The 15,876-nt window shown below is 64.3% G+C and carries 15 protein-coding genes; 4 read left to right on the plus strand and 11 right to left on the minus strand.

Annotated features, from left to right (window positions below; genetic code table 11):
• Nucleotides 1-22: 22 nt before the first annotated feature.
• The 3 genes from ACFQX9_RS35980 to ACFQX9_RS35990 are packed head-to-tail and all read right to left on the minus strand — an operon-like array spanning nt 23 to nt 3,060.
• On the minus strand, nt 23-961 hold the full coding sequence (locus ACFQX9_RS35980) for an AEC family transporter (protein ID WP_377791891.1): 939 nt from the start codon (nt 959-961) through the stop codon (nt 23-25).
• 6 nt (nt 962-967) lie between these two features.
• On the minus strand, nt 968-1,897 hold the full coding sequence (locus ACFQX9_RS35985; protein ID WP_377791892.1) for an HpcH/HpaI aldolase/citrate lyase family protein: 930 nt from the start codon (nt 1,895-1,897) through the stop codon (nt 968-970).
• The gene (locus ACFQX9_RS35990) at nt 1,894-3,060 is read right to left on the minus strand and encodes a CaiB/BaiF CoA transferase family protein (RefSeq protein WP_377791893.1); all 1,167 of its coding nucleotides are present in this window, start codon (nt 3,058-3,060) and stop codon (nt 1,894-1,896) included. The genes ACFQX9_RS35985 and ACFQX9_RS35990 overlap by 4 nt, the downstream gene beginning before the upstream one ends.
• A 323-nt stretch (nt 3,061-3,383) precedes the next feature.
• Between ACFQX9_RS35990 and ACFQX9_RS35995 the strand changes: the two genes are divergently transcribed.
• A complete protein-coding gene (locus tag ACFQX9_RS35995) occupies nt 3,384-3,758 on the plus strand; it encodes a hypothetical protein (protein ID WP_085348773.1) in 375 nt (124 codons plus the stop codon).
• A gap of 459 nt (nt 3,759-4,217) precedes the next feature.
• Entirely contained in the window at nt 4,218-4,895 is a 678-nt protein-coding gene (locus ACFQX9_RS36000) for a ParA family protein (RefSeq protein WP_007596685.1), read from the plus strand.
• A gap of 129 nt (nt 4,896-5,024) precedes the next feature.
• Here ACFQX9_RS36000 and ACFQX9_RS36005 read toward each other — a convergent pair whose 3' ends face one another.
• The 5 genes from ACFQX9_RS36005 to trxB form a co-directional block, all read right to left on the minus strand.
• Complete coding sequence (locus ACFQX9_RS36005; protein WP_204512335.1) at nt 5,025-5,204, minus strand: hypothetical protein; 180 nt, start codon at nt 5,202-5,204, stop codon at nt 5,025-5,027.
• A gap of 96 nt (nt 5,205-5,300) precedes the next feature.
• The gene (locus ACFQX9_RS36010; RefSeq protein WP_166517545.1) at nt 5,301-5,447 is read right to left on the minus strand and encodes a hypothetical protein; all 147 of its coding nucleotides are present in this window, start codon (nt 5,445-5,447) and stop codon (nt 5,301-5,303) included.
• A 178-nt stretch (nt 5,448-5,625) separates the two neighbouring features.
• Nucleotides 5,626-6,534, minus strand: coding sequence for a 4-hydroxy-tetrahydrodipicolinate synthase (locus ACFQX9_RS36015; protein ID WP_204512334.1), 909 nt, complete (start codon nt 6,532-6,534; stop codon nt 5,626-5,628).
• A gap of 462 nt (nt 6,535-6,996) precedes the next feature.
• Nucleotides 6,997-7,920 carry a LysR family transcriptional regulator gene (locus ACFQX9_RS36020; protein ID WP_007614700.1) on the minus strand — a complete coding sequence of 308 codons (924 nt, stop codon included), beginning with the start codon at nt 7,918-7,920 and terminating at the stop codon, nt 6,997-6,999.
• A 5-nt stretch (nt 7,921-7,925) separates the two neighbouring features.
• On the minus strand, nt 7,926-8,891 hold the full coding sequence (trxB, locus tag ACFQX9_RS36025; RefSeq protein ID WP_377791894.1) for a thioredoxin-disulfide reductase: 966 nt from the start codon (nt 8,889-8,891) through the stop codon (nt 7,926-7,928).
• Nucleotides 8,892-9,155: 264 nt separating this feature from the next.
• Between trxB and ACFQX9_RS36030 the strand changes: the two genes are divergently transcribed.
• Nucleotides 9,156-9,635, plus strand: a complete 480-nt coding sequence (locus tag ACFQX9_RS36030) for an Lrp/AsnC family transcriptional regulator (protein WP_007596676.1) — start codon at nt 9,156-9,158, stop codon at nt 9,633-9,635.
• Nucleotides 9,636-9,752: 117 nt separating this feature from the next.
• Here ACFQX9_RS36030 and greA read toward each other — a convergent pair whose 3' ends face one another.
• The 3 genes from greA to ACFQX9_RS36045 all read right to left on the minus strand — a co-directional run bounded on the left by greA (nt 9,753) and on the right by ACFQX9_RS36045 (nt 15,217).
• A complete protein-coding gene (gene greA, locus ACFQX9_RS36035) occupies nt 9,753-10,226 on the minus strand; it encodes a transcription elongation factor GreA (protein WP_007596674.1) in 474 nt (157 codons plus the stop codon).
• A gap of 212 nt (nt 10,227-10,438) precedes the next feature.
• The gene (carB, locus tag ACFQX9_RS36040; protein ID WP_085348771.1) at nt 10,439-13,903 is read right to left on the minus strand and encodes a carbamoyl-phosphate synthase large subunit; all 3,465 of its coding nucleotides are present in this window, start codon (nt 13,901-13,903) and stop codon (nt 10,439-10,441) included.
• 144 nt (nt 13,904-14,047) lie between these two features.
• Nucleotides 14,048-15,217, minus strand: coding sequence for an MFS transporter (locus ACFQX9_RS36045; RefSeq protein ID WP_377791895.1), 1,170 nt, complete (start codon nt 15,215-15,217; stop codon nt 14,048-14,050).
• 113 nt (nt 15,218-15,330) lie between these two features.
• Between ACFQX9_RS36045 and ACFQX9_RS36050 the strand changes: the two genes are divergently transcribed.
• The gene (locus ACFQX9_RS36050; RefSeq protein ID WP_063993885.1) at nt 15,331-15,702 is read left to right on the plus strand and encodes a helix-turn-helix transcriptional regulator; all 372 of its coding nucleotides are present in this window, start codon (nt 15,331-15,333) and stop codon (nt 15,700-15,702) included.
• The last annotated feature ends 174 nt before the right edge of the window (nt 15,703-15,876 follow it).

Consider the following 15,876-nt stretch of genomic DNA (forward strand, 5'->3'; position numbering starts at 1 on the left):
GAGTTATCGCGCACAGCCTGCCTCACCTCGCCACCACCCACACCACCACCGGCAACGTCACCGCCGCCAGCAGCGTGCCCAGCGCCACCGCGCCCGATACCGGGTTCACCAGCCGCTGATACTGTACCGCGAAGATATACGCATTGGCGCCGGTCGGCATCGCCGCAAACAGCACGACGACGCCGGCCGCGAGTGGCGGCAGGTCGAGCATCCTTGCCAGCGCGAAGGCGGCCGCCGGCATCGCCAGCAGCTTGAGCGCGCTCATGGCGAGGATGCCGAGCTTTTCGCCCTTGACCTCAAAGCGAAAGAGATTGATGCCGAGCGCGATCAGCGCCGCCGGCGATCCCGCCTGCGCCAGCAGCTCGACGGTCCGGTCGACGACGGGATGCAGGCCGAGGCCGGTGAGGCGCCAGACGAGGCCGAAGCCGATCGCGAGCATGATCGGGTTGCGGGCGAGATCGCGCAGCACCGGCAGGATCAGCGACGCGGCAGAGGCGGTCTGCTTGCGGTCGACCAGCTCCATCTGCAGCGTGCCGCAGAGCCACAGCAGCGGCGTGTTCACCGACAGGATCAGCGCCATCGGGCCCGCGGCCTCGTTGCCGAGCGCCGAGAGCGTCAGGGGAATGCCGAGCATCACGATGTTGCCGTAGACCGAGCCGATCGCGAACACGACGCCGTCCTCGCGATCCTCGCGCCGTTGCCGCAGCAGCGCCGACAGCGCCAGCGCCGCGATCCAGGTCAGCGCGAGCGCGCCGTAATAGGCGCCCCACATCCGCCACGGGCTGACGCCGGAAAATTCCGAGACGACGATGGTGCGGAACAGCAGCGCGGGAATCGCGATGCTGAAGGCGAATTCGGAGATGCCCTTGTGCGCGGTCTCCGAGACGAAGCGAAACAGCACCGCGGCATAGCCGGCCGCGATCAGCGCAAACACCGGCGCGACGATCAGCACGGTGGCCATGCGCCGCTACGACCCCATCTCGATGATCCGGCGCGCCATCCGCACATTGGCATAGTCGATCATCTTGCCGTCGAGCGTCACCGCGCCCTGGCCCTGCGCCTCGGCGTGCTCCATGGCCGCGACGACCCGCCGCGCGTGCGCGAGCTCGGTGTCGGACGGGACGAACGCCCGCAGCGTCGGCTCGATCTGGTCGGGATGGATCACCTGCTTGCCGTCAAAACCCATCGCAGCCGCCTTGAGCGCGCTGCTTTCCGTCAGTTCGCCGTCCCGGAACGCGCCGCACGGACCGTCGATGGCGCGCAGGCCGAACGCGCGCGCGGCCACCAGCAGGCGCATCATCGGATAGGCGAACAGATCGAGCGGGGCGGAGGCATAGCCGCTCTGGGCGGAGCCGACGTGGCGGTAGCCGTCCGGCGACGCGCCGATTTCCGAGGAGCGGGCGCCGATCGACGCCGCGAAATCGCCGACACCGAGATGAAGGGCCGCGACGCTGTCGTGCGCGGCGGCGAGCGCGTCGACATTGACGAGACCCAGCGCGGTCTCGATCAGCAGTTCGAGCGCAACAGGCGAGGGGCGATCGGGCGCGGCCGCACGCATCTGATCGGGAATGGCGGCGATGTCGCTCGCCCGCTCCGCCTTCGGCACGATCACCGAATCCAATCTGGGAAGCGCAGCGAGCGTGCCGATTTCCTGCGCGATGAAGGGGCTGTCGACGGCGTTGAGCCTGACCGCGACGACCTTGTTGCCCCAATCCAGCGAGGACAGCGCCCGCGCAGCTTCCTCCAGCGCCGCGCCCTTCTCGGACGGCGGGACGGCGTCCTCGAGATCCATGAATACCGCATCCGCGGCCGAGGCAGCCGCCTTGGCGACGAGACGGGAGCGATGCGCGGGAACGGCCAGATAGACCCGCGTCGGCCGCTGAGGGGCCATTGTCATGTCTCCTTTGCGAGACCGAGTTCGCTGAGGATGGATTGGTTGTGCTGCCCGACGTCAGGCACCGGATCCATCCGGGGCGACAGGCCGGGAATGGTGAGAGCCGGCAGGAAGCTCATCACCGGCCCGCACGGAGATCCCACCGTTTGCACCCGGGAGCGGGCGCGGAGCTGCTCGTGCTCCAGGAACGCCTCGACCGAATTCAGATGCGCGTTGGCGATCGAGGCCTCGTCGAGCAGCCGCAGCACCTCGTCGCTGGTCATCGCTGCAAAACGCTGCTCGATATGGACCTGCAAATCGTCCCTGTTCTGCATGCGCAGCGGATTGCTGCGGAAGCGGGGATGGTCGGCAAAGGCCGCGTCGCCAAGCACGATGGCGCACAGCGATCGCCATTCCCGATCGTTCTGGATGCCGAAGAAGATCGTGTCGCCGTCGCCGACGCGGAAAGGGCCGTACGGTGCTATCGTTGCGTGCCGTGCCCCGGTGCGCGGCAGCGGCCGGCCCGTGCTCTGCGTGTAGAAGGCGGGATAGCTCATCCAGTCCGTGATGGAATCGAACAGCGAGGCCTGGAAGGCGGTGCCCTTGCCGGTGCGCTCGCGGCGATACAGCGCCATCAGCACGCCGTTGAGGATGTACATGCCGGTGGCGATATCGACCACCGACAGCCCAACCTTGGCGGGCTCCGCCTCGGTGCCGTTGATGGCGAGGACGCCGGCCTCGCACTGCACCAGGAGATCGTAAGCCTTCTTGTTGCTGTAGGGTCCGCCCGCGCCATAGCCCGACACGTCGCAGGCGATGATCCGGGGAAACTTCCGCAGGAGCGAAGCGGCATCGAGGCCCAGCCGCTCCGCCGCACCGGGCGCCAGGTTCTGGATGAAGACGTCGGCCTGCGGCAGCAAGGCCTTGAGCACCTCCTGGCCATCAGGGCTCTTGATGTCGATGGCGAGGCTTTCCTTCGACCTGTTGGTCCAGACGAACTGGCTCGACATCCCGTTCATCACGTGATCGTAGTCGCGGCAGAAATCGCCGTCGCCCGGCCGCTCGATCTTGATGACGCGGGCGCCCCAGTCCGCAAGATGCCGGCTGGCCAGAGGAGCCGCGATCGCCTGCTCGAGCGAGACCACCGTCACGCCCGACAGCGGCAGCTCCGCCTCATGTCGCTCCATGCAATCGTCTCCGCTCCTGCTCACGCTTTTGTCCAGCGCAGGAGACAAGCCGACCACCCCACGCACGTTCTGTGATGATGGCATCATGCTCCTGTTTTGCCCGACGAGTCAAACGCGATTTCGTAAAATCCGCAAAAATGCGATCCGCAAAGTTCAATCGCCACATGGACTTGGCTACTGTGCATGGGGTTGTTTTCGCGTTTTTTGTTTTGGGGGTCCCTGTTGCCGAGACCGCACACGTCGCGGCTTTCGCATCTCCCCTCGGTTGCCAACGAACCCCCGTTCACCCACTATCGTCTCCGACTCGACATTTGGGGGGATCGATGCCGGCGTTCCGCTTTAAGAAATCCGTGAAGACATACACGGCTGCTGCGATCACGGGGATCGCCTTGGCCGTCCTGATCCAGCCGGGTGAAGGCTTTGCCTACTCCCAGGAGGAGCAGCAGGCCTGCACGCCGGATGCGATGCGGCTGTGCGGCGAGTTCGTTCCGAACGTCGATGCCATCACCGCCTGCATGATCCAGAAGAAGTCGCAGCTCTCGCCGCAGTGCCGGGCCTTCTTCCGGCCGGGACCGGAGCCGGGCATGGCGGCCGCGCCCCGCGCCGGCAAGCCGACCAGCATCGCGCCCAGGAGCTCGGCCCGGACGGCGAAGAAGAGCACCAAGCCGGCCAAGAAGAAGAAAGCCAGCGAAGGCTGAGCGCGGGCGCCGCGTTCCCTTTTTGAAACTCGATCATGCCCGGGCCACAGCGCGCAGTGCGTTTGAAGTCCCGGGCATTTGCGTGTCCAGCCCTCGTTCGCTCGCCCCTTGAGTCAAACTGACCCAGGCATCAGCCCCACACCAGCCACCGGACTCCTTTTGTTCGCCTCCGCGTGCGGACGCTTGCGATAAGGCAGGACGGAAACGGCTAGCGAAACGGATTGCGCGGCGAGGTTGCATTCCGCTTCGTCCTGCCAAGGCTGCTCAAAAAACGCACGATTGCTGGCGTGAAAGGTGTTGCGATGCAGCTCGCAGCCGTCGTCGCACGCAGTAGTGTGACTCAAAAGCCAACGCGCTTTGTTATTTCATGGCGCCAGCATAACTTATGATAAATTTTTCTTTCCCGAATCACCGCGGTGATTCATTTTCGCCGCCTGGGGTCAATCTGGAGGCAGAGGTATGAACGTTATTGTTTTTGCATCGCGTAAAGGTGGCTCAGGCAAGAGTACCCTGGCCGCGCATCTCGCCGCGCAGATCAAGGCGACCAAGCCGATCCTGCTCGTCGATGCCGATCCGCAAGGCTCGCTCACGCTGTGGCACAAGCTGCGTGGCACCAACGAGCCGCCGATCAAGTCCGCGGTGAACTCGGTCAGCGGCATCGTCTCCGCGGCCAAGCGCGACGGTTATGAATGGGTGTTGATCGACACGCCGCCAAACCTGTCGGCCGTCGTCGACGACGCCATCCGCAATGCCACCATGGTAGTGATTCCTGCCCGTCCCGGCGTGTTCGACGTCAACGCGGTGCAGGAAACCATCCAGATGTGCCGTGCGGCGCGCAAGCCCTACGCGGTCGTGCTCAACGGTGCGCCGGCGCGCCGCGACGAGTCCGAAAGCCCGATCGTCACCATCGCCCGCGAGGCGCTGGCGAAGTTCCGTGCTCCGGTGTGGGGCGGCCAGATCACCAACCGTTCGGATCTGCTGATGGCGCTGAGCCACGGCGAGGGCGCGCGGGAATATCAGGCCGAGAGCCGCGCGGCGCAGGAAATCGCAAGGCTGTGGGCGGCGATCGAACGTTCGGTGAAGGCTATTCGCGGCACGGCGTCGGCGTCCGGCGCAATGCACAAGCAGGCGGCGTAATCTTCATAAATCATTCCCCCGACGAAAAACGCGCGGATATCCGCGCGTTTTGCGTTTTCGGGCGAGCACGATCCGGAAAAGTGTGAAGCGGTTTTCCGATAAGATCGTGCTCAAGAAAGTGGATGAAAGTTATGCCACCATCAGCATGTAGAACACGATCACCGGCGACAGAGTGAGGATCACCGACCAGATGCCGGCGGCCCAGAGAATGTCCTCGGTGGTGAAGCCCTGCTTTCCAGCGTCGTAATGCGACGCCATTTCGTTATGACTATTCACAAACGCCCCCGCGATTTCTTCGCTTATGGGCATGAACGCTACACGGGATATTTTAAAATTCCGGGTCGCAGTTTCGCGCGCTTTTGAACACAGCTGCTACCACGAGTTAACCATCGCGACGCGCTGGCATCACGCCAGCCAGACTCGAAACACCAGCACCGGCATCAGGCCGAGCATCACCGCCCAGAAGCCGAACGACGACACCACCACAATTCCCCGCAAGAAATCAGCCGACGCGAACATGTCTGCCGCCGTCGGGCGGATGCGTTGCCCCATGATCATTCCCCCATTTGAAAAGACTTTGAATGAAGACGATAGGCGCGATTGCGTAAACGAGCCGTGGATGCGCCATGCGGCAGCAGCGAAGGCCGTTGGGGCGGGGTTAACCACGCGCACGCTCTATCACACCCTCTCCCCGTTCTTACGGGGAGAGGGTGGGGTGAGGGGCTATCAGCTACGCCGCGACTTGCATCCGCCGTTCGATCTCGCGGTCGAGCTGGACTGCGAGTTCGCTGCCGATCTCGACCATCGGCAGGCGCACTTCGGGGCTGTCGATCAAACCCGTGCGCCACAGCCAGTATTTTGCCGGCGCGGGACTGGGCTCGGTGAACAACAGGCGCGTCAGGTCCGCGACCTCCTGCCAGCGCGCCAGCGCTGCATCGTGATTGCCGCGCTTCAGCTCGGCATGGACAGCCGCGAACGTCGCGGTCTCGAGATGGGCTGACAGCACGATGCCGCCATCGGCGCCGTCGCTGAGCGCCTCGAAATAATTCGCATCCTCGCCGGTCAGCACGCGAAAGTCCGCAGGCCTGTCGCGCAGCAGCGCGATGGATTGCTCGCGGCTTGCGCCGCAATCCTTCAGGCCGATGATGTTCGGATGCCCGGCAAGCCGCAGCAGCGTCTGGTTGGTGATGTTGACCGAGGTGCGATAGGGGATGTTGTAGAGCGCGAGCGGCCAGGCGGCGTGATCGGCGAGCGCCTCGAAATGCGCCAGAAGGCCGCGCTGCGAGGGCCGCACATAATACGGGCTCGCGATCAGATAACCGTCGATCGGCCAGTCCGCGGTCTCGTCGAGACGCTCCTTCAGCCGCGAGGTGTCCGCGCCTGAAAGTCCGAGGCAGATCGGAAGCTTGCTGTGGCCGGTGGTCAGCTCGTCGCGCACGATGGCGACGAGGCGTTCGAGTTCGGCTTCGCGCAGCGTCATGCCTTCACCGGAGGTCGCCCCCAGGATGAAGCCGTCGACGGCCTGCCCGCTGTAATGCCGTGTCAGCCGGCGCAGCGACCTCTCGTCGAGAGCGCCGTCGCGAAACGGCGTTATCAGCGGCAGCCAGAGCCCGTGCAATTGTTCCTGTAGTCCGGTCATGTTCCATCTCCTTCTCGGGAAAAATCCTGAGACGGGGCACATGAAAAAACCCCGTCCAGGCGGCGGGGTTTTCGAAGTTTCGGCTCGCGATGACGAAGGCTGTTAGCGCGCGCAAAAATCCGAGGTCCCCAGATGGGGGCCTTTTTTCGAGGCGACTGCCTGCGAGGAGATTGCGCACGACTTCGTGATCATTCGCAAATGATGCGGGGTAAGCATGGAACTGTCAATACACGCGGAGGGCGATGGCCGGATTTGCCAAAAAAAAGCCGGGCTCGATCGAGCCCGGCTTAAGGTATTGGCCACGTGAGGCCGACACAATCACCTTCCAAGAGGGATTACTGAACTCCCGCGCCACTGGAGGAGGGGGACAAATGCGCAACGCGAAGGCTCAGCGTAGAAACATTATGGGCTAGCCTCGCGCCATGCATCAAGCGTCCAAGCCGCATGTCAGACATGCGGAAATCAGGACGGCCAGCGCTGCGCTTTGCTCACCACGAAGTCGCGGAACACTTGCACGCGCGCGACCGTCTTCAGCTCTTCCGGATAAACAAAATACGTATCGAGCTGGATCGAATCCGATTCGCCGAACAGCTGCACGAGGCGGCTCTGTTCTTCGATCAGATAGTCCGGCAGCGCCGCGATGCCGAGGCCCTGCTGACAGGCGCGGACGAGGCCGAGAATGTTGTTGACCCTGAAATAGGCTTCGCGCGGACCCGAGCCGTTGCGCCCCGCTTCGACCAGCCAGTTGCGGTTCTGAAGATGCGGGGCGAAGTTGCCGTCAGAGAGCGTGATGATGCGGTGGGAGTCGAGCTCCTCCAGCGTGCGCGGCGTGCCGAAGCGCTTGATGTAATCAGGCGAGCAATAGGCGTGGAAGCCCATCGCGAACAGCTTGCGCTGAATGAGATCCGGCTGCGTCGGCTTGCGGGTGCGGATCGCGACGTCGGCCTCCCGCATCGACAGGTCGAGCTCCTCGTCGGTGACGATCAGCGAGATCCGGATTTCCGGATAGAGCGCGGTGAATTCGCCGAGCCTGGGGATCAGCCAGTTGATGCCGACGCCGGGCGTGGTGGTGATCTTGAGATCGCCGCTCGGCCGCTCGCGGCTGTCGGTCAGTTTCGCGCGCGCCGCCTGCAGCTGCATGAAGACGTCATGGGCGGTGCGGAACAGGAGGTCGCCCTGTTCGGTGAGGATCAGGCCGCGGGCGTGGCGGTGGAACAGCGAGACCGAGAGCTCCTGCTCCAGTGCCGAGACCTGGCGTGACACCGCCGATTGCGACAGGCCGAGCTGCTCGCCCGCGTGCGTGAAGCTGCCCGCTTCCGCCGCGGCGTGAAACACCTTCAGCTTGTCCCAGTCCATATCCGTAAATCCGTCGCGTGTTCTTGCCATGATGTCTATTCCGCTGCCGCGCGCTCGCTGGCGCGCAGGGCCAAAAATCGTTCCGCCTCGAGCGCCGCCATGCAGCCGAGGCCGGCCGCCGTGACCGCTTGACGATAGGTCTCGTCGGCGACGTCGCCGGCGGCGAACAGGCCGGGGACCGAGGTCGCGGTCGAGTTCGGGGCGACCTCGACATAGCCCGACGGTTTCAGCTTGACCTGCCCAGCCACGAGCTCGGTCGCCGGGGCATGCCCGATGGCGATGAAGACGCCGTCGGTCGGCACATCGGTCAACGCGCCGGACTTGACGTTCTTCAGTCGCACATGGGTGACCTTGTTCGGGTTCTCGGTGCCGCAGATCTCGTCGACGGCTGAGTCCCAGACCACCTTGATCTTCGGGTGCTTGAACAGACGCTCCTGCAGGATGCGTTCGGCGCGGAAGTGATCGCGACGATGCACGATGGTGACCTGCGAGGCATGGTTGGTGAGATACAGGGCTTCTTCGACCGCGGTATTGCCGCCGCCGACCACCACGACTTGCTTGTTGCGGTAGAAGAAGCCGTCACAGGTGGCACAGGCCGACACGCCGCCGCCCTGGAATTTCGTTTCGGACGGCAGCCCGAGCCAGCGCGCCTGGGCGCCGGTGGCGAGGATCACGGTGTCGGCGAGATAGACGTCACCGCTATCGCAGGTGAGGCGAAAGGGTCGCTGCGAGGTGTCGAGCTTCGTCACCAGATCGGTCTTGATCTGGGTGCCCACATGCAGCGCCTGCTTCTCCATCTGCTCCATCAGCCAGGGGCCCTGGATCACGTCGGCGAAGCCGGGATAGTTCTCGACGTCGGTGGTGATGGTGAGCTGGCCGCCTGCCTGGATGCCCTGGATCAGGATCGGCTCGAGCATCGCGCGCGCGGCGTAGATCGCCGCCGTGTAGCCTGCGGGGCCGGAGCCGATGATGACGACCTTTGCATGGACAGCGGCGGACATTTCGACAGATGCCTTTCACGGGGGACTGCAGCGCGGGCGCGGAACGTGCCGGGAGGCCTCGCGGAGGCGCTGAAATATCAGAGGTAATCTAAGCCTTCTGGTGAGCTATGCAAGAATTGCATTCCCTATCGGCGGATTTTTCCAACAGGGAACAAAAGTCGATTGCGCTGCACGCGCAATAAAATTGCGCCGGTCGTGCGGTCTGGGCTATGAGGATTGCGACAAAGCCACCGATACCGCCGCAAGACCAGGAGTTCCAATCACGTGTCGCGGAACCTAGACGAGATCGACCTGAAGATTCTCACCGAGATTCAGGCCGACGGTCGAATCACGAATGTCGAGCTGGCCAAGCGCGTCGGCATTTCGCCCCCGCCCTGCCTGCGCCGCGTGCGGGCGCTGGAGGAGGAGGGGTATATCCACGGCTATCGCGGGCTTCTGGATGCACGCAAGCTCGGCTTCGACGTCACAGTGTTTGCCGCAGTGCACCTCTCCAGCCAGGCGGAGGCCGATTTGCGCGCCTTCGAGGAGTTCGTCCGCGCCGAGCCGCTGGTGCGCGAGTGCTGGATGCTGTCGGGCGAAGTCGATTTCATCCTGAAATGCGTCGCACCCGACATGGCCACCTTCCAGGATTTCGTCACCCACCTGACCGCCGCCCCGCACGTCCGCAACGTGCGGACCTCGCTGGTGCTGCACAATTCGAAATACGAGGCGGCCGTGCCGCTCGACGTGAGAGGAAGAAGGTAGTTCGTCCTCTCCCCGCAGGCGGAGCGAGGTGGAGTAAGCCGCACCCCCTCGGCAACACTAGATACAAAAGGCCGCGCATCGCGCGGCCTTTTCAAATCACGCGCGACGGCAAATCGTTTACCGCCACTCCACCTTGGTGATCTCATAAGCCTTGGCGCCGCCGGGTGCGTTGACCTCGACTGTTGAGCCCTTCTTCTTGCCGATCAGCGCGCGCGCGAGCGGCGAGGTGATGGAGATGCGGCCCTTCTTGGCGTCGGCCTCGACCTCGCCGACGATCTGCCACACCGTCTTCTTTTCGGTGTCCTCGTCGACCAGTGTCACGGTCGCGCCGAACTTGATGGTGTCGCCGGACAGCTTCGAGATGTCGATGATGTCGGCGCGCGCCAGCTTGTCCTCGAGCTCGGCGATGCGGCCTTCATTGTGGGACTGCTCTTCCTTCGCGGCGTGGTATTCCGCGTTCTCCGAAAGGTCTCCGTGCGAGCGCGCCTCGGCGATATGCTCGATGATCCGCGGACGGTCCTCCGACTGGCGCTTCTTCAGTTCTTCCCCGAGCGCGGCAAAGCCGCCCGCTGTCATCGGTACCTTTTCCATCTCTTCTCTCGTCCTTCGGTCGCGCGCGCCCTGAAAAGTCAGCGCGCACGCAACTTGATTCGTCAGTCTGTCCGGGGGCTCAACGCGCGTGCCGCCGAACGTTCATATGGGCTTGGCACCGGAACAGAACAACCATATGGCCGGACAGTTCCTCCGGCCATAGTGGCTTCACCGCCAATCACTTAACAGAAGGTTGGGCCTTCCGCTCGCGATCAGGTTTCCGAAAAGTAGCTCTGCAGGGTCCGAACCTCAAGGTCCCCGCCCAGATAGGCGCGGATGCCCTGCGCGGCCGCCACGGCCCCAGAAAGAGTGGTGTAATACGGCACTTTATGCAAGAGGGCCGCGCGCCGCAGAGAACGGCTGTCGGCGAGCGCCTGCGGGCCTTCGGTGGTGTTGAAGACGAGCTGGACGTCGCCATTGGTGATGGCATCGACGATGTGCGGCCGGCCCTCCAGCACCTTGTTCACCTTCTCGGTCGGGATCCCCTGGTCGGTCAGGAAGCGGGCCGTGCCCGACGTCGCCAGCACCTTGAAGCCGAGCGAATGCAGCTCGCGAACGGCCTCGGTGATGCGCGTCTTGTCGCTCTCGCGAACCGAAACGAACACCGTGCCCTTGCGCGGCACCCGCGTGCCGCCGCCGAGCTGGCTCTTGGCGAACGCCACCGCAAAGGAGCGGTCGATGCCCATGACCTCGCCGGTCGAGCGCATCTCGGGGCCGAGCACGGTATCGACCCCGGGGAAGCGGGCGAACGGAAACACCGATTCCTTCACGCCGACATGATCGAGGTTCGCCTTCTTCAGGTTGAAATCGGCGAGCTTCTCGCCGGCCATGATGCGCGCCGCGATCTTCGCCACCGGCGTACCGACCACCTTGGCGACAAAGGGCACCGTGCGAGAGGCCCGCGGATTGACTTCGAGCACGTAGATCTCGCCGTCCTTGATGGCGTATTGCACATTCATGAGGCCGACGACGTCGAGGCCGAGGGCCAGCTCGCGGGTCTGCCGCTCCAGCTCCTCGATCATCTTGTCGTCCAGCGAGTGCGGCGGCAGCGAGCAGGCGCTGTCGCCGGAATGGATGCCGGCTTCCTCGATGTGCTCCATGATGCCGACGATGAAGGTGTCCTTGCCGTCGCAGAGGCAGTCGACGTCGATCTCGGTCGCATCGGACAGATAGCGGTCGAACAGCAGCGGATTCTTGCCGAGCACGGTGTTGATCTGGCCGGTCTTGTCGTTCGGGTAGCGCGCCTTGACGTCGCCCGGCACCAGCTCCGGCAGCGTGCCGAGCAGGTAATCACTGAGCTGGTTTTCCTCGCGGATGATTTGCATCGCGCGGCCGCCGAGCACGTAGGACGGGCGCACCACCAGGGGCAGCCCGAGATCGGTTGCGACCAGGCGCGCTTGCTCGACCGAATAGGCGATGCCGTTCTTGGGCTGCTTCAGCCGCAGCTTGTCGAGCACCCGCTTGAAGCGGTCGCGGTCTTCCGCAAGGTCGATGGCGTCGGGCGAGGTGCCGAGGATCGGCACTTCGGCGGCTTCCAGCGCACGCGCGAGCTTGAGCGGGGTCTGGCCGCCGAACTGCACGATGACGCCGTGCAGCGTGCCGTTGGTGCGTTCCTTCGCGATGATCTCCAGCACGTCCTCGGCGGTGAGCGGCTCGAAATAGAGCCGGTCGGCAGTGTCGTAGTCGGTCGACACCGTCTCCGGGTTGCAGTTCACCATGATGGATTCGTAGCCGGCGTCGTGCAGCGCGAAGCAGGCGTGGCAGCAGCAATAGTCGAACTCGATGCCCTGGCCGATGCGGTTCGGTCCGCCGCCGAGGATGATGACCTTCTTCTTGTCGGACGGCGAGCTCTCGTCCGCAGGCGCGCCCGCGAACGGCGCCTCATAGGTCGAGTACATGTAGGCGGTGGGCGAAGCGAACTCGGCCGCGCAGGTGTCGATGCGCTTGTAGACCGGGCGAACGCCGAGCGCGTGTCGCTTCGCCGTGACCTCGGCCTCCGTCGTCTCTGCGATCACCGCGAGCCGGGCATCGGAGAAGCCCATGGCCTTGAGCGTGCGCATGCCGAAGGCGTTGCCCGGCAGGCCGTTCTTGCGGACCTTCGCTTCCATCTCGACGATGCCGCGCATCTCGCTGAGGAACCACGGATCGATCTTGCAGGAATTGAAGATCTCCTCGTCCGACCAGCCGAGCCGCATCGCCTGCCCGACCTGGAGCAGCCGGTTCGGTGTCGGCGTGCCCAGCGCAGCGCGGATCGCATTCTTGTCGTCGTCGCGGCCGAGGCCTTCGATCTCGATCTCGTCGAGGCCGGTGAGGCCGGTCTCGAGCCCGCGCAATGCTTTCTGAAGGCTTTCCTGGAAGGTGCGGCCGATCGCCATGACTTCGCCGACCGACTTCATCGACGTAGTCAGCGTGGTGGAGGCACCGGGGAATTTCTCGAAAGCGAAACGCGGCACCTTGGTGACGACATAGTCGATCGTCGGCTCGAACGAGGCCGGCGTGGCGCCGCCGGTGATGTCGTTGGCGATTTCGTCGAGCGTGTAGCCGACCGCAAGCTTGGCGGCGACCTTTGCGATCGGAAAGCCGGTGGCTTTCGAAGCCAGGGCGGAGGAACGCGACACGCGCGGGTTCATCTCGATGACGACCATGCGGCCGTCTTCGGGATTGACGCCGAACTGCACGTTGGAGCCGCCGGTCTCGACGCCGATCTCGCGCAGCACCGCCAGCGAGGCGTCGCGCATGATCTGGTATTCCTTGTCGGTCAGCGTCAGCGCCGGCGCCACCGTGATGGAATCGCCGGTGTGAACGCCCATCGGATCGAGGTTCTCGATCGAGCAGACGATGATGCAATTGTCGTTCTTGTCGCGCACCACCTCCATCTCGTACTCTTTCCAGCCGAGCACGGATTCTTCGATCAGCACTTCGTTGGTGGGAGACGCATCCAGGCCGCGCTCGATGATGTCGAGGAACTCTTCCTTGTTGTAGGCAATGCCACCGCCGGTGCCGCCCATGGTGAAGGAGGGGCGGATGATCGCGGGCAGGCCGATCTCGGACAGCGCCATCAGCGCCTGGCCAAGCGCATATTCCTGGTAGCGCTTGCGGCGGTCGCTTTCGCCGAGTGTCCATTGCCGCTCGAGTTCTTCGAGTGCAGCGCCCGATGCCTTGGCGCGTTCGGCCTGGTACTTGTCGCGGAAGGACTTCTTCAGGGCGGAGGCGTTGGCGAGCCGCGACTTAGGCGTCTCGAGCCCGATCTTGGTCATGGCCTCGCGGAACAGTTGGCGGTCCTCGGCCTTGTCGATCGCGTCCGCGGTGGCCCCGATCATCTCGACGTCGAACTTGTCGAGCGTGCCTTGCTGGCGCAGCGACAGCGCGCAGTTCAGCGCTGTCTGTCCGCCCATGGTCGGCAGCAGCGCGAAGCCGCCGGGAATGACGTGACGTTCCTTCTCGATGATTTTCGCGACGATCTCTGGCGTGATCGGCTCGATATAGGTCGCATCGGCCAATTCCGGGTCGGTCATGATGGTGGCCGGATTGGAATTGACGAGGACGATGCGATAGCCCTCTTCCTTCAGCGTCTTCACCGCCTGGGTGCCCGAATAGTCGAACTCGCAGGCCTGGCCGATCACGATGGGACCGGCGCCGATGATCAGGATGGTGGTGATGTCTGTACGTTTGGGCATCAACTCTCGCCAAAGTGGAATTTGGGCACAAAAAAAGGGCGCGCTGCTGCGCGTCCCTTTGGCCGAGAGCGCGGTGGTCCCCCCTCGCGCGCGGGGTGGGTCTTAGACCAGTTTTCGGGGCGGCGAAACCCCGAAAAACACCCATCAACCGGCAATTTTGACCGGTTTTGGCCGGGCCTGCCAACCGCGGGCGAGATGGACCAGAAGAGCCGCCGAAACGCTTAATCCGCCGACCCAGCCGAGATCGGCGGGGCTCCACGCCGCAAGCACCGCGCCGCCCAAGGCACCGCCGATCGCAAAACCGAGATACATGGCCGAGGCGTTGAGCGAGAGCGCGATCATCGAGGCCTGTGGCTCGATCCGGATGATGCTGGCGACCTGGGCCGGGTAGAACGCCCATCCCGAGATGCCCCAGAGGAAGATCGCGCCCAGCACCGCATAATGCGCCTGTCCCGGCATCAGCTTCAGGATCAGCGAATGCAGGATCAGCGCGCTGGCCATGCCGGCAAGTCCGAGACCTGCTGTGGCGAGCGTGCCGAGCCGGTCGGCCAGGACGCCACCGAGCATGTTCCCGATCGCGGCGGCGCCGCCGAACACCAGCAGCGCGAGGCTGATCTGCGACGCATCGAATCCAAGGCCGCGCAGCGGGACCGCGAAATAGGTGAAGACGGTGAAGCCACCGAGCGCCCATAAAATCGTGATCAGAAGCGCCGTCAGGACATTGCGGTGACGCGCCACTGCCAGCCGATCGCTGAGCGAGGCCGTGTTGCGTGGCAGGCCGCGGGGCAGACCGAGCAGGAGGCCGGCGAGCGCAACGGCGCCGATCAGGGCGACCATGGCAAAGGTCGCGCGCCAGCCGAGCAGGCTGCCGACGAGATTGCCGAGGGGAACGCCGATGACGGTCGCAACCGTGAGGCCCGAGGTGACCAGCGCCACCGCGCGGCCGCGTCGCTCCGGCGCGGCGACGGCCACCGATACGGCCAGCGCGGTCGGCATGCACAGCCCGGAGCCCAGCGCCATCAGCATGCGCGAGGCCAGCAGCAGGGCGTAATTCGACGCCACCATCGCCGCGAGGTTTCCGGCGATGAAGGTCGATAGCGCCAGGGCCAGCACGGTGCGGCGGTCGATATTGTTCAGTGTCACCGCCAGGATCGGCGAGCCGACCGCATAGGTGAGGGCGTAGGCTGTGACCAACTGGCCGGCGGCGGGGACGGAAATCGCCAGGTCCGTGGCGATCGACGGCAAAAGCCCAGCAATGACAAAGCCTTCCGTGCCGATCGCAAAGGCTGCCAGGGCCAACCAGAATACGCTCATCCGAGGAAATCCCTATGTTCAACGTTTATTGAACTATTGATGGGACCGGGTCAGGAGTCAATTGGTTCAAGAACTATTGAACATCCAGGCCATTTCGCTATGATCTTTGGACCATGAGCCGCACCCCACCCCACCCCACCCGCGAGCAGATCGAACTGCCGATGGTTCTGGATTGCCTGAGCGATCCGATCAGATTGGCGATCGTGTACCAGCTCGCGCAGCAGGAACGTGTCAGCGGCGAGCTGTGCTGTGGCGATTTCAACGGGCTCAGCGGCAAGTCGAATCTTGCCTATCACTTCGCCAAGCTGCGCGAATGCGGCCTGATGCAGACCCGCGTCGCCGGCACCAACCGCTTCGTGCGTCTGCGCCGCGAGGATCTGGACGCACGCTTTCCGGGCCTGCTCGATGCCGTCATCACCTCCGCGGCAAAGGATGCCGACCGGCTGCGGCTTGTGTCGGAATGTGAAGTGGTTGAGGCTGATTGAGGATTGGGCGGCCAGTCCCTCTACGCTTGCGCTTCGCTCCAGCTGCGCCGGACACGCTTCGCCCCTGCGGGTCTCGCGTGGCTGCGCCATGCGTAGCCCCGTGAGGGGCGAAGCGTGGAGACCCGGCCTGGATTTGAACCAGGATAAAGAGCGATGCATCGCCCTCGCGTAGAC

It is taken from the genome of Bradyrhizobium sp. GCM10028915 (genome assembly GCF_042666195.1).
GTDB lineage: Bacteria > Pseudomonadota > Alphaproteobacteria > Rhizobiales > Xanthobacteraceae > Bradyrhizobium > Bradyrhizobium canariense_D.

Bases quoted from the DNA above. Each gene is read 5' to 3' on its own strand.
- ACFQX9_RS35990 (WP_377791893.1), bottom strand. From the start codon at position 3,060: ATGGAGCGACATGAGGCGGAGCTGCCGCTGTCGGGCGTGACGGTGGTC.
- carB (WP_085348771.1), bottom strand. From the start codon at position 13,903: ATGCCCAAACGTACAGACATCACCACCATCCTGATCATCGGCGCCGGT.
- ACFQX9_RS36045 (WP_377791895.1), bottom strand. From the start codon at position 15,217: ATGAGCGTATTCTGGTTGGCCCTGGCAGCCTTTGCGATCGGCACGGAA.
- ACFQX9_RS35980 (WP_377791891.1), bottom strand. From the start codon at position 961: ATGGCCACCGTGCTGATCGTCGCGCCGGTGTTTGCGCTGATCGCGGCC.
- ACFQX9_RS36020 (WP_007614700.1), bottom strand. From the start codon at position 7,920: ATGGCAAGAACACGCGACGGATTTACGGATATGGACTGGGACAAGCTG.
- ACFQX9_RS36050 (WP_063993885.1), top strand. From the start codon at position 15,331: ATGAGCCGCACCCCACCCCACCCCACCCGCGAGCAGATCGAACTGCCG.
- ACFQX9_RS35985 (WP_377791892.1), bottom strand. From the start codon at position 1,897: ATGACAATGGCCCCTCAGCGGCCGACGCGGGTCTATCTGGCCGTTCCC.
- greA (WP_007596674.1), bottom strand. From the start codon at position 10,226: ATGGAAAAGGTACCGATGACAGCGGGCGGCTTTGCCGCGCTCGGGGAA.
- ACFQX9_RS35995 (WP_085348773.1), top strand. From the start codon at position 3,384: ATGCCGGCGTTCCGCTTTAAGAAATCCGTGAAGACATACACGGCTGCT.
- ACFQX9_RS36000 (WP_007596685.1), top strand. From the start codon at position 4,218: ATGAACGTTATTGTTTTTGCATCGCGTAAAGGTGGCTCAGGCAAGAGT.
- ACFQX9_RS36010 (WP_166517545.1), bottom strand. From the start codon at position 5,447: ATGGGGCAACGCATCCGCCCGACGGCGGCAGACATGTTCGCGTCGGCT.
- ACFQX9_RS36005 (WP_204512335.1), bottom strand. From the start codon at position 5,204: ATGCCCATAAGCGAAGAAATCGCGGGGGCGTTTGTGAATAGTCATAAC.
- trxB (WP_377791894.1), bottom strand. From the start codon at position 8,891: ATGTCCGCCGCTGTCCATGCAAAGGTCGTCATCATCGGCTCCGGCCCC.
- ACFQX9_RS36015 (WP_204512334.1), bottom strand. From the start codon at position 6,534: ATGACCGGACTACAGGAACAATTGCACGGGCTCTGGCTGCCGCTGATA.